The organism is Streptomyces sp. NPDC033174 (assembly GCF_055577795.1).
Map to the genome: position 1 here is coordinate 65,767 of NZ_JBVIPQ010000005.1, position 12,736 is coordinate 78,502.

The 12,736-nt window shown below is 69.8% G+C and carries 10 protein-coding genes; 7 read left to right on the forward strand and 3 right to left on the reverse strand.

All coding sequences use genetic code 11. The features are described from left to right. Positions 1-301: 301 nt before the first annotated feature. Positions 302-1,087, reverse strand: coding sequence for a transcriptional repressor LexA (lexA, locus tag ACZ5VC_RS17225; protein WP_468704662.1), 786 nt, complete (start codon positions 1,085-1,087; stop codon positions 302-304). A gap of 476 nt (positions 1,088-1,563) precedes the next feature. On the opposite strand from lexA, the gene nrdR reads away from it, so the two are divergent. Together nrdR and ACZ5VC_RS17235 are read left to right on the forward strand one after the other, a co-directional pair. Beyond that, a complete protein-coding gene (nrdR, locus tag ACZ5VC_RS17230) occupies positions 1,564-2,076 on the forward strand; it encodes a transcriptional regulator NrdR (RefSeq protein WP_468704660.1) in 513 nt (170 codons plus the stop codon). A 157-nt stretch (positions 2,077-2,233) separates the two neighbouring features. Then, positions 2,234-5,119, forward strand: coding sequence for a vitamin B12-dependent ribonucleotide reductase (locus tag ACZ5VC_RS17235; protein ID WP_469120873.1), 2,886 nt, complete (start codon positions 2,234-2,236; stop codon positions 5,117-5,119). 143 nt (positions 5,120-5,262) lie between these two features. On the opposite strand, the gene ACZ5VC_RS17240 is transcribed toward ACZ5VC_RS17235, so the two are convergent. Further along, entirely contained in the window at positions 5,263-5,793 is a 531-nt protein-coding gene (locus tag ACZ5VC_RS17240; RefSeq protein WP_469120874.1) for a TerD family protein, read from the reverse strand. A 127-nt stretch (positions 5,794-5,920) separates the two neighbouring features. Between ACZ5VC_RS17240 and ACZ5VC_RS17245 the strand changes: the two genes are divergently transcribed. The 4 genes from ACZ5VC_RS17245 to ACZ5VC_RS17260 all read left to right on the forward strand — a co-directional run bounded on the left by ACZ5VC_RS17245 (position 5,921) and on the right by ACZ5VC_RS17260 (position 10,277). Further along, the gene (locus tag ACZ5VC_RS17245; protein ID WP_469120875.1) at positions 5,921-6,526 is read left to right on the forward strand and encodes a YdbC family protein; all 606 of its coding nucleotides are present in this window, start codon (positions 5,921-5,923) and stop codon (positions 6,524-6,526) included. A 119-nt stretch (positions 6,527-6,645) separates the two neighbouring features. After that, on the forward strand, positions 6,646-7,305 hold the full coding sequence (locus ACZ5VC_RS17250; RefSeq protein ID WP_469120876.1) for a histidine phosphatase family protein: 660 nt from the start codon (positions 6,646-6,648) through the stop codon (positions 7,303-7,305). A gap of 12 nt (positions 7,306-7,317) precedes the next feature. Then, positions 7,318-8,232 carry an ADP-ribosylglycohydrolase family protein gene (locus ACZ5VC_RS17255; protein ID WP_468704650.1) on the forward strand — a complete coding sequence of 305 codons (915 nt, stop codon included), beginning with the start codon at positions 7,318-7,320 and terminating at the stop codon, positions 8,230-8,232. A gap of 200 nt (positions 8,233-8,432) precedes the next feature. Beyond that, the gene (locus tag ACZ5VC_RS17260; RefSeq protein ID WP_469120877.1) at positions 8,433-10,277 is read left to right on the forward strand and encodes a DUF4153 domain-containing protein; all 1,845 of its coding nucleotides are present in this window, start codon (positions 8,433-8,435) and stop codon (positions 10,275-10,277) included. Positions 10,278-10,392: 115 nt separating this feature from the next. On the opposite strand, the gene ACZ5VC_RS17265 is transcribed toward ACZ5VC_RS17260, so the two are convergent. Further along, a complete protein-coding gene (locus ACZ5VC_RS17265; protein ID WP_469120878.1) occupies positions 10,393-11,847 on the reverse strand; it encodes an MFS transporter in 1,455 nt (484 codons plus the stop codon). A 235-nt stretch (positions 11,848-12,082) separates the two neighbouring features. Here ACZ5VC_RS17265 and ACZ5VC_RS17270 point away from each other — a divergent pair, with 235 nt between their 5' ends. Beyond that, positions 12,083-12,709, forward strand: a complete 627-nt coding sequence (locus ACZ5VC_RS17270) for a TetR/AcrR family transcriptional regulator (RefSeq protein WP_469120879.1) — start codon at positions 12,083-12,085, stop codon at positions 12,707-12,709. Positions 12,710-12,736 lie beyond the last annotated feature (27 nt).

The following is a 12,736-nucleotide window of genomic DNA, read 5'->3' on the forward strand; positions in this document are numbered from 1 at the left end:
AGGGGGGGGGTGGGGGGGGGGGGGGGGGGGTGGGGTGGGGGGGGGGGGGGGGGGGGGAGGGGGGGGAAAAGGGGGGGGGGGGGGGGGGGGGGGGGGGGGGGGGGGGGGGAGACCCCCCCCCCACCCCTGTCTGATCACCCCTCGTCGGCGTAGCCGTCTGTATGGCAATGGCCGCTGAGAGGCTGAGCTGCTGTGGAGAACGGAAAGCAGCCGCTGAACCAAGAAATCTGCACCAAGAAAACGCAGGGCCCCGGGACCGGCGCAGTGGACCCGGGGCCCGGTCAGGGCCGACGGGGTGGGGTCACACCCGCCGCAGTACCGCTACCACCTTGCCGAGAATCGTCGCCTCGTCACCGGGGATCGGCTGGTAGGCCGCATTGTGCGGCAGCAGCCAGACATGGCCGTCCTCCCGCTTGAAACGCTTGACCGTGGCTTCGCCGTCCAGCATCGCGGCCACGATGTCGCCGTTCTCCGCGACGGGCTGGCGACGCACGGTCACCCAGTCGCCGTCGCAGATGGCTGCCTCGATCATCGAGTCGCCGACGACCTTCAGTACGAAGAGCTCGCCGTCACCGACCAGCTGGCGGGGGAGCGGAAAGACGTCCTCCACCGACTCCTCGGCGAGGATCGGGCCTCCGGCCGCGATCCGGCCGACCAGAGGGACGTACGACGCGGCGGGCTTGCCGGTCGTGTCCGTCGGCTGAGCGCTGGGCTGGTCCGAGCCGCGGACCTCGTACGCCCGGGGGCGGTGCGGGTCGCGGCGCAGGAAGCCCTTGCGCTCGAGAGCCATGAGCTGGTGGGCGACCGACGAGGTGCTGGACAGCCCCACCGCCTGGCCGATCTCCCGCATCGACGGCGGGTATCCCCGCCGCTGCACGGAGTCCCGGATGACTTCGATGACCCTCCGCTGCCGGTCCGTGAGGCCGGAGCTGTCCGCCCGGATGCCTGGAGGTCGGCCGGGCAGCGAGCGCGTGGGCTTGGGACCCTCCGGGTTCGTGGCTGCGTCATTCATGGCATGCACCGGCTCGAGTCGGCTCTGGGAGCGGTCCTGTGCAGTGATGATGGCACTGTCTGCGGTAGTGGTCACGTCGGCCCCTCTCGAGATGTTCTCCCTAGCTCGACAACGGTAGTAGCTTTCGAAAGGTTGCGCCAAACACACGTTCGAGTGAAAAATCGCAGATTGTCTTACGCGTGTGTTCGGCTGGGTGTATATGCGCCCCGATCCCTATGGAATTCGGTGCAGACGGTACCGGGCGGCGGCGGCACGGCATGAGCCGGGTGCGCGCCTCCAGTCTGGCACCCGCGGGCCCCGGAGTGGAGGCGGCGCGCGCGTCCCGTACTCTCGTGGCCGGTCTCCAGGGAGAGCCGCGCCGCGACACGCGCGACCTGCTCGAACGGCGACCCAACCCCAGATCTAGTGGTTGGATTGATCCCGCCACCCAGAAGTTGTGGTCCCGGGTCTGCCAAGGCCTTGGCCATCGCCTATGCTTGGGGCTGCTTCGGGGGGCCTTGACGGGCCTGTCGAGGCTATTCAGTCGTGCTGTGAAGGAGGGGTCGGAAGCCATGCACTGTCCCTTCTGCAGGCATCCCGACAGCCGTGTCGTCGACAGTCGCACCACCGACGACGGGACGTCGATCCGACGCCGCCGCCAGTGCCCCGACTGCTCCCGCCGTTTCACCACGGTGGAGACCGCCTCGCTGATGGTCGTCAAGCGCAGCGGCGTGACGGAGCCCTTCAGTCGCACCAAGGTCATCTCCGGCGTGCGCAAGGCGTGCCAGGGGCGGCCGGTCACCGAGGACGCCCTCGCCCAGCTCGGCCAGAGGGTCGAGGAGGCGGTGCGCGCCACCGGCAGCGCCGAGCTGACCACCCACGACGTCGGGCTGGCCATACTCGGCCCCCTGCGGGAACTCGACCTCGTCGCGTACCTGCGCTTCGCGTCCGTGTACCGGGCGTTCGACTCACTCGAAGACTTCGAGGCCGCCATCGCGGAGCTCCGCGCCGAGCGGCCTCCCGCTGAGGAACGCGGGACCGGCGTGACCCGTGAGGTCCCCGTTCCCGCCACCGCCGCCGACTGACCGACGGGCCGGGCGCAGGTGGCCCGGCGATCGGCCGTCGAGCGGCACAAGACCTGTCGAGAGCGCCGTGCGTGGCGTTCCCGGCATCAGAACAGAGAGCGTGCCCTGGGAAGTTTTGGGCACTTCAGGGTGTTTTTGCCCGTATATGGGAGGCGGCATGACAGAGACGGCGAGCGGCCCGGCACGAGGTTCCCGCGCCAAGGGGACCAAGTCGACCAAGGGTCTGCGCATCGAACGCATCCACACCACGCCCGGCGTGCATCCGTACGACGAGGTGGTCTGGGAGCGTCGTGACGTCGTCATGACCAACTGGCGCGACGGCTCGGTCAACTTCGAGCAGCGTGGCGTCGAGTTCCCCGACTTCTGGTCGGTGAACGCGGTCAACATCGTCACCAGCAAGTACTTCCGCGGGGCCGTCGGCACCCCGCAGCGCGAGACCGGTCTGAAGCAGCTGATCGACCGGATCGTGAAGACCTACCGCAAGGCCGGTGAGGACTACAGCTACTTCGCCTCGCCCGCCGACGCCGAGATCTTCGAGCACGAGCTGGCGTACGCCCTCCTGCACCAGATCTTCAGCTTCAACTCGCCGGTGTGGTTCAACGTCGGCACGCCCCAGCCGCAGCAGGTCTCCGCCTGCTTCATCCTGTCCGTCGACGACTCCATGGAGTCGATCCTCGACTGGTACAAGGAAGAGGGCATGATCTTCAAGGGCGGCTCCGGCGCCGGCCTGAACCTCTCCCGTATCCGTTCCTCCAAGGAACTGCTCTCCTCCGGCGGCAACGCCTCCGGCCCGGTCTCCTTCATGCGGGGCGCCGACGCGTCCGCAGGAACGATCAAGTCGGGCGGCGCCACGCGCCGCGCGGCCAAGATGGTCATCCTCGACGTCGACCACCCCGACATCGAGGACTTCATCGAGACCAAGGTCAAGGAGGAGGAGAAGATCCGCGCCCTGCGCGACGCGGGCTTCGACATGGACCTGGGCGGCGACGACATCACGTCCGTCCAGTACCAGAACGCCAACAACTCCGTCCGCGTGAACGACGAGTTCATGAAGGCCGTGGAGTCCGGCGGCAAGTTCGGCCTGCGCGCCCGTATGACCGGTGAGGTCATCGAGGAGGTCGAGGCCAAGTCGCTGTTCCGCAAGATGGCCGAGGCCGCCTGGGCCTGCGCCGACCCGGGCATCCAGTACGACGACACGATCAACCGCTGGCACACCTGCCCCGAGTCCGGCCGGATCAACGGCTCGAACCCGTGCAGCGAGTACATGCACCTGGACAACACCTCGTGCAACCTCGCCTCGCTGAACCTGATGAAGTTCCTCAAGGACGACGGCAAGGGCAACCAGTCCTTCGAGTCCGAGCGCTTCGCCAAGGTCGTCGAGCTCGTCATCACCGCGATGGACATCTCCATCTGCTTCGCGGACTTCCCCACCGAGAAGATCGGTGAGAACACCCGCGCCTTCCGCCAGCTCGGCATCGGCTACGCCAACCTCGGCGCCCTGCTGATGGCGACCGGCCACGCCTACGACTCCGACGGCGGCCGCGCGCTCGCCGGCGCCATCACCTCGCTGATGACGGGTACGTCGTACAAGCGCTCCGCCGAGCTCGCCTCGGTCGTCGGCCCGTACGACGGCTACGCCCGCAACGCCGAGCCGCACCAGCGCGTCATGAAGCAGCACGCAGACGCCAACGCCACGGCCGTCCGCATGGACGACCTGGACTCGCCGATCTGGGCCGCCGCCACGGAGGCCTGGCAGGACGTCGTCCGCCTCGGCGCCAAGAACGGCTTCCGCAACGCCCAGGCGTCGGTCATCGCCCCCACCGGGACCATCGGTCTCGCGATGTCCTGCGACACCACCGGCCTCGAGCCCGACCTCGCCCTGGTCAAGTTCAAGAAGCTCGTCGGCGGCGGCTCGATGCAGATCGTCAACGGCACCGTCCCGCAGGCCCTGCGCCGCCTGGGCTACCAGGAGGAGCAGATCGAGGCGATCGTCGCCCACATCGCCGAGCACGGCAATGTGATCGACGCCCCCGGCCTCAAGACCGAGCACTACGAGGTCTTCGACTGCGCGATGGGCGAGCGTTCCATCTCCGCGATGGGTCACGTCCGGATGATGGCGGCCATCCAGCCGTGGATCTCCGGCGCGCTCTCCAAGACGGTGAACCTCCCCGAGACCGCCACGGTCGAGGACGTCGAGGAGGTCTACTTCGAGGCGTGGAAGATGGGCGTCAAGGCGCTCGCCATCTACCGCGACAACTGCAAGGTCGGCCAGCCGCTCTCCGCCAAGAAGAAGGAGACGGAGAAGGCCGAGGTCACCGCGAAGACCGAGGAGACCATCCGCGCCGCGGTGGAGAAGGTCGTCGAGTACCGCCCGGTCCGCAAGCGCCTCCCGAAGGGCCGCCCGGGGATCACCACCTCCTTCACGGTCGGTGGCGCCGAGGGGTACATGACCGCCAACTCCTACCCGGACGACGGTCTCGGCGAGGTCTTCCTGAAGATGTCCAAGCAGGGCTCCACGCTCGCGGGCATGATGGACGCCTTCTCCATCGCCGTCTCCGTCGGTCTGCAGTACGGCGTTCCGCTGGAGACCTACGTCTCGAAGTTCACCAACATGCGCTTCGAGCCGGCCGGTATGACGGACGACCCGGACGTGCGGATGGCGCAGTCGATCGTCGACTACATCTTCCGCCGCCTGGCGCTGGACTTCCTGCCGTTCGAGACCCGCTCGGCGCTCGGTATCCACTCGGCGGAGGAGCGTCAGCGCCACCTGGAGACCGGTTCGTACGAGCAGTCCGACGAGGACATGGACGTCGAGGGCCTGGCCCAGTCGGCTCCGCGTCAGCAGGAGCCCCCGCAGGTCGTCGCCACGCCGAAGATCGAGGTCCCGGCCCCGAAGCAGGCGCACACCTCGGCGGAGCTCGTGGAGATGCAGCTCGGCATCAGCGCGGACGCGCCGCTGTGCTTCTCGTGCGGTACGAAGATGCAGCGGGCCGGCTCCTGCTACATCTGCGAGGGCTGCGGCTCGACCAGCGGTTGCAGCTGATACCGAGCGCCGTCAGGGCGTGAGGTGAACGGCCGAGGAGGCGGAGTCGATATGTCGGCTCCGCCTCCTTCGGCGTGCGCCGCGCACGCGTGCGCGGCTGTCCAGGTGTGCGCGTCGCTTCTACCGGCGTGCGCGGCGCCGGTTCAGGAGCGGGCCGCGCCCATGAGCGCCGCGAAGGACTGCGGGTCCGTGTCGTAGCCGCGGAACAGCGGGCGGTACTCCCAGCTGCCCGTTCCGACGCGGACGAATTCCGCCACCGTCGCCGCGGTGAACCCGGAGAGCGTGGCGAAGCCGTCGTCGGACAGGACCGTGTAGCCCTCGCGGACGCGGACGCCGGCGTTGGAGATGTCGCCGAACGTCCGACGGCCTCCGCCCTGCTGTATGGCCACGCCCACGACCACGCGCGCGTAGAGGCCGGCAAGACGGTCCAGCTCCAGCGTCAACGCCTCGTCGAAGCCGAAGCCCTGCCCCGTACTGCTTTCGCGGTTGAGGGTGATCGTGCCGTCCGGTGACCTGCTGTCGAAGTGCACGAGGTACGCGGGGACCCCGTACGGGTCGTCCGCCGTGTAGACCCCGGCGACGAGGTCCAGATCGTGCGCCGGTTCACCGAGGGGGCTGGGATCCCACTTGAGCGTGACCTCGACCTTGCCGACCCCCTTGTTGAGACCGCTCACCGGAATCCCCTCTCTCATTACGTACCGTCAACTCCCCGCGTGGACGGGAACGTTGTTCATGGTGTCATGCGGGTGCACTCCCGCGGAGCGCGACCGCGGCCGGTGTCCGGGGCCGTACGATGGCGCGGTGCTGGTCAAGTGGATTCGCTGCACCGTGGTGGACCGTCGGGGGTTCGAGCGTGGGCAGCGGAAGTGGGCGGGGCTGCTGGGTGAGCCGGGATTCCGGGGACAGGGCGGAGGGTGGAGCAGGGGACGGCCCGAAGTGGCCCATGTCTTCGCCTTCTGGGAGAGCCGGGCGTTCTACGACTCGTTCATGGCGCGGTCCCACGACCGGCTGGCCGCGTCGCAGGCGGGCACGTACAAGGACATCCAGGTCAAGCTCTTCGATCACCGCTTCGATGTGAAAACGGGCTTCGAGCCGCGCTTCACGGACGCCGACGTGGTCCGGGTGGCCCACTGCAGGATCCACGAGGAACGGGTCGAGCACTTCGCTCTGATGCAGGAGAAGGTGTGGAATCCGGCGATGGCCGGGTCGCCCGGGATGCTGCGTGGGGTGTTCGGGGAGGCCCCGGGACACGAGTTCCTGGTGCTGTCCATGTGGCGGTCGGCCGCTGAACACGGCAAGTACCGCACCGAGCGGGTGGAACGGCTCGCCCTGCGGGCCCAGATCGAAGCCGATGTGGCAGCGCTGAACGGCGACGTCGTCGCGCTCGAACCGTCCTGGACGGTGTGATCCCCAATCGGGCGCGGGCGGCCGGTGCTTTCGGACCGGATACGCCGGATGGGCCCAGGACGGACACCGGACGCCCACTCGACCGAGCCCGCGCCGGGGGTCGCAACTAGGGTCGACGCATGGCACGACCGCGGCGCATCGTCCTCGTCCGGCACGGAGAGTCCGAGGGCAATGCCGATGACACGGTGTACGAACGGCAGCCCGACCACGCCCTGAGACTCACCGGGGTGGGGCGCCGGCAGGCGGAGGAGACGGGGGAGAGGCTGCGGGAGCTGTTCGGGGACGAGCGCGTCAGTGTCTATGTCTCGCCATACCGCCGCACCCTCGAGACGTTCCAGGCCTTCGGGCTCGACCCGGACCTGGTGCGGGTGAGGGAGGAGCCGCGCCTGCGGGAGCAGGACTGGGGGAACTGGCAGGACCGGGAGGACGTACGCCTGCAGAAGGCCTATCGCGACGCCTACGGGCACTTCTTCTACCGATTCGCGCAGGGAGAGTCGGGCGCGGACGTGTACGACCGGGTCGGCGCGTTCCTGGAGAGCCTCTACCGGAGCTTCGAGGCGCCCGACCATCCGCCGAATGTGCTTCTGGTCACGCACGGGCTCACCATGCGGCTGTTCTGCATGCGCTGGTTCCACTGGACGGTCGCCGAGTTCGAGTCGCTGTCCAACCCCGGAAACGGCGAGACCAGGATGCTTCTGCTCGGGGAGGACGGGCGGTACACGCTCGACCGGCCCTTCGAACGATGGCGTACCCCCGAACCGTACGGCGCCACCGGATAGAGTGGCAGGGCGATGACCGCTGACTCCTCCTCTCTCGACCGGCGCTTCGAACGCGCCCTGGCCAGCCTGCGTGGGCTGTCCGTGGGAGACGCCCTGGGCTCCCAATTTTTCGTACCCGTGAACTATCCGCTGCTGAAACGGCGCGCCCTGCCGCCCGGTCCCTGGCAGTGGACCGACGACACCGAGATGGCCTGCTCGGTTCTCGGTGTGCTCGCCGAGCACCACCGGATCGACCAGGACGCCCTCGCTCGTTCCTTCGCGGAGCACCACGACTTCGACCGCGGCTACGGCCCGGCGGTCAACCGGATGCTCCGGCTGATCAGGGAGGGTGGCGACTGGCGGGAGCTGGCCGCAGAGCTCTTCAACGGGCAGGGATCCTGGGGCAACGGCTCCGCCATGCGCATCGCTCCCCTCGGCGCCTGGTACGCCGACGACCCGGAGCAGGCCACGCACCAGGCCGAGATCTCCTCGTACACCACGCACCAGCACCGCGAGGCCGTCGTGGGGTCCATGGCGGTGGCGGCCGCCGCGGCGCTCGCCGCGGATCCGGCCGGGCCACCCACCCCGGCGGACCTCCTCGACGGAGTGGTCGCCCTCGTGCCGCGCAGCGCGGTGGGGGCGGGGCTGCGCCGCGCGCGGGACATGCTGGACTACGACGACGCGGGAACCGTCGCGGCGGTGCTGGGAAGCGGGCGGCGGACGAGCGCCCACGACACGGTGCCGTTCGCTCTCTGGTCGGCCGCCCGGTCGTTGGGCGACTTCGAGCGGGCGTTCTGGACGACCGCGCAGGTCGGCGGTGACGTCGACACCACCTGTGCGATCGCCGGGGGAGTAGTGGCCGCCGCCGACGGCGGGGCGCCGCCCGGGGAATGGCTCGCCCAGACCGAGGAACTGCCCGGCTGGCTCCCCTCCAAGGCGCCGCACTGAGCCTTGGGCTCCCCACGGCCGGTGGCGTCGCGAGTGTCACGGTCCTGCCACAGCCGCGGACCGGCGGCTGCGCGGGGCCAAGGCGCGGTTAGCCTGTCGGCCACGCGCTGCGCTGATCATGACAAGCGCGCGCCGACGAGAAGCCCGCCCGCACGCGCCGTGGCACCGGCCTGTCCGGGAACGGGCAGGGAGGGGGGCACATGTCAGACACACCGCCCGAACCGTCGCGGGACGCGGCCGCGAACGGGACATCGGGACCGCCCGGGCCCAGCGCGCCGGAGTCGTCGTCGCCCGTGGCGCCCGGTGGAGCGGCCCGGACGACACCGGACCCCGGCTCATCGACGAGGCCGGAGCCGCAGCCGGCCCGGGCGGGGGGAACCCCGGGGACGTCGCCGGGCGCGGCACCCGGTGCGTCCCAGCAGGGTGCGCCGCCGCCGCAGTGGCCGCCGGGGGCGGCGCCGAGGCAGCCGAACCCGTTCGGCCCGCCGAGGCCGCCGACCGTCAGCAGGTTCAGCAAGGTGCGTCCCGCCGCGCCTGCCCGTGTCCCCACGGCCACACTCTGGTCGGCCCTGGTGGCGGCGGCACTCAGCGGTTTCCTGCTCGGCGACGGCCTCGGCGTCAATCTCCTGATCGTCGCCGTCCCCCTCACCTTCGCCGCCTACTTCGCCGCGACGGCCGCGGGCCGGCGGGTCCGCCCCTGGACCCTGATATGGGCCGTCGCCGGAGTCGCCACGCTGGTGATTCCCGCCCTGCGCGACGCCGGCTGGCCCACCTTCCTCGCCGTCGTCTCCGCCCTGGCGCTCGGTTCACTCGCCCTGCACGGCGGCCGGCGCTGGCCGGGCGTCCTCCTCAGCCCCCTGGGACTGCTCGACTCCATCGGCTCCGGCATGGCGTGGGCCTGGGCGGGTGTGCGGGAGCGCGCCGACGGCACCCGCGGACGCTGGGGCCCGGTGGTGCGCACGATCCTGGTGGCCGCGCTGTTGCTCGTCGTCTTCGGCGCGCTCTTCGCGGGAGCCGACGCCGCCTTCGCGGACCTGCTCGGTTCCCTCATCCCCGACATCTCCGTGGCCGACGGACCCTGGCGCTTCTTCCTGTTCTGCCTGGGCCTCGTCGGGGCGCTCGCCGCGGCCCGTACCGCCGCCGCACCCCTGCGATGGGACCGTGTGGCGCTGCGCCCCGGACGGGCCCGAGCGCGGCTGGAATGGGCCCTTCCGCTGGTCGTCCTCAATCTGCTCTTCGCGGCCTTCATCTCGGTGCAGCTCGCCGTCCTCTTCGGCGGATACGACAAGGTGTTGCGGGAAACCGGCCTCACTTACGCCGAATACGCCCGTGAGGGTTTCTGGCAGCTGCTCTGGGCCACCCTGCTCACGCTTCTCGTCATCGGCCTCGCGCTGCGCTGGGCCCCGCGCGACGGTACCCGCGACCGGACCCTTGTCCGCGCGGTCCTCGGCACCCTGTGCGTACTGACCCTGGTCGTCGTCGCCTCGGCGCTGCGCCGGCTGGACCTGTACGTCGACGCCTACGGGCTGACCCGGCTGAGGATCTCGGTCGCCGCCATGGAACTGTGGCTCGGCCTGGTGATTGTGCTGATCATGGTCGCGGGGGTGTTCGGCGCGCGTCTGCTGCCGCGTGCCGTCGCCGCGAGCGCCGCCGGAGCCGTGCTCGTCTTCGGTCTGATCTCCCCGGACGCGATCGTCGCGGAGCGGAACGTCGAGCGGTACGAGACCAGCGGAAAGATCGACATCGGCTATCTGGACGGGCTGTCCGCCGATGCCGTGCCCGCCCTGGACAAGCTGCCGGAGCCGCTGCGCACATGCGCCCTGCGCCACATCGCGGAGGATCTCACCGGCTCCGAGGCCGACTGGTACGCCACCAGCCTGGGGGAGGCGAGGGCGCGGCGGATCCTCGACGAGCACAAGGTCGCCTCGTCCCGCGCGGCATGCGCGGTCCATGACCGGGACGGGTTCGACGACGAGTACGACCCCTACGACCCGTCCGGCGACTACGACCTGAACGAGGACGGCGGGGACTTCGGGCGTCCCTGACGGGGAGGGGCCCGTACAGCCGTCGTGGTCCTGGCCGTAGTCGTTCTTGTGAGCGGAAGCGGGGTCCGTCCCTCCTGGGACGGACCCCGCCCGCGTCCGCGCGTCCCCCGGTCGCCTACGCCACCGGACCCGACGCCTCCGCCTTTCCGCTCAGCGCTTCCAGGTCGCTCTTCCGTACGCGGATCACCACCAGCGCGGTCAGCAGCGCGAGACCCGCCATGGCCACCGCGGCCGTGAAGGCCGTCGATATACCGGCGGTCAGTACGTCATGACCCCAGGGCGCGGGCAGTTCCTTGGAGGTGGCGAACTGTGCCTGCTGCTCCGGTGTCGCCTGCGACAGGAAGGCCGGCACCTGCTTCTCCGCCTCGTTCCTGCTCGCCGTACCGAAGACCGTGACCAGGATCGACAGGCCGAGCGAACCGCCCACCTGCTGGGTCGCGTTGAGCAGTCCGGACGCCGCGCCCGCCTCGTGCTGCGCGACCCCGGAGACCGCGGTCAGGGTCAGCGTCACGAAGTTCAGGCCCATGCCGAATCCGAAGAGCACCATCGGCCCCAGGACTCCGCCGACGTACGAACTGTCCGGCGTGATGAAGGTCTGCCAGAACAGCCCCACACCGGTGATCGCGGAACCGGTGACCATGAACGGCTTGGGGCCCAGGACGGGGAGCAGCCGCTGTGAGAGGCCCGCGCCCGTGATGATCGCGACCGTCACGGGGAGGAAGGCGAGGCCGGACTGGATCGGGCTGTAGCCGAGCACGTTCTGCACGAACAGCACGATGAAGAAGAACATCCCGAACATCGCCGCCGCGAGACTCAGCATGATCAGATACGTGCCCGAGCGGTTGCGGTCGGCGAACATCCTGAGCGGAGTGATCGGTTCCCGGGCCCGCGACTCGACGAGCGCGAAGGCCGCCAGCAGGACCACGGCGGCGACGAAGGAGCCGATGGTGAGCGGGTCGCGCCAGCCCTCCTCCGAGGCGCGGATGAACCCGTACACCAGCGAGGCCATACCGAGCGTCGAGGTCAGCGCCCCCGCGATGTCGAAGCGGCCCGGATGGCGTTCGGACTCGTTGATGTACAGGGGGGTGAGGAAGGCGATGAGCACGCCGATCGGGACGTTGACGAAGAACACCCAGCGCCAGTCGAGCCATTCGGTCAGCATGCCGCCGGCCAGCAGACCTATCGCGCCGCCGCCCGCGGACACGGCCGCGAAGACGCCGAACGCGCGGTTCCGCTCGGGCCCTTCCGGGAACGTCGTGGTGATGAGGGCGAGCGAGGTGGGCGAGGCGATGGCGCCGCCGACGCCCTGCAGGGCGCGCGCCGCCAGCAACTGCCAGGGTTCCTGGGCGAATCCGCCCAGCAGGGAGGCGAGAGTGAAGAGGAGGATTCCGGTCAGGAAGACCCGGCGGCGGCCGAGGATGTCGCCCGCCCTGCCGCCCAGCAGCAGCAGACCGCCGAAGGTCAGCGTATAGGCGCTGAGCACCCAGGAGAGGTCGGTGGTGGAGAAGGAGAGCGCGTCCTGAATGTGCGGGAGCGCGATGTTCACAATGGTGGCGTCGAGTACGACCATGAGCTGACAGGCCGCGATGACGGCCAGGGCGATTCCCGGTCGCCCTTGCCTGCGCGCCGCACCCGGTGGCTTGCTCTGTGTTACCGATTGAGTTGTTGTCACTATGGATCCCCCACGAGTGATTAGTGAACGCACCCGTTCACTGTCGCTCAACGGTAGTGAGTCCCCGTCAGTGAACGCAAGCGTTCACTGACCACTGCCGCGTCAACCGATGTGCACCCATGGAGAGTTGCTGATGGTTACCTCGAGCTCGGCGGCCGCCGCTCGGTCGCAGTCGGCGTCCCCGCGCCGCCGCGGTCCGGTGCTGGAGCGGGCGATTCTGGACGCCGCGCTGGAGCAGCTCAGTACCGTCGGCTGGCGCGGGCTGACGATGGAAGGGGTCGCGGCGGGGGCTCAGACCGGCAAGGCCGCGGTCTACCGCCGCTGGCCGTCGAAGGAGGACCTCGTCGCCGACGCCCTCCGGGCGGGACTGCCCACGCTCGACGAGGCGCCCGACCACGGCAGCGTCCGCGAAGATCTCTTCCAGCTGTGCCGGCGGGTGCGCGAGGCGATGTACTCCAAGCCCGGCTATGCCCTCAGGGCGGTGCTTCACGAATGCGACAGCGCGACCGCCGAACGCCTTCATGGCCTGATCGTTTCGGGGGTGATCGAGCCCTCCACCCGGCTCTTCCGTGAGGTGGTACGGCGGGGGGTCCAGCGCGGCGATGTCCGCGCCGAAGGCCTCGGTGAGCTGGTCTTCGATGTGATTCCGGCCATGATGATGTACCGCTCGAAGGTGTGCGCCAGTGAATGGCGTGACTCCGATATCGCCGAGATGCTCGATCAGGTCATGGTGCCGCTGCTCGCTCCCCGGTCCGTCTGAGAACCAACCGCGAGGCCCGCGGGGGAA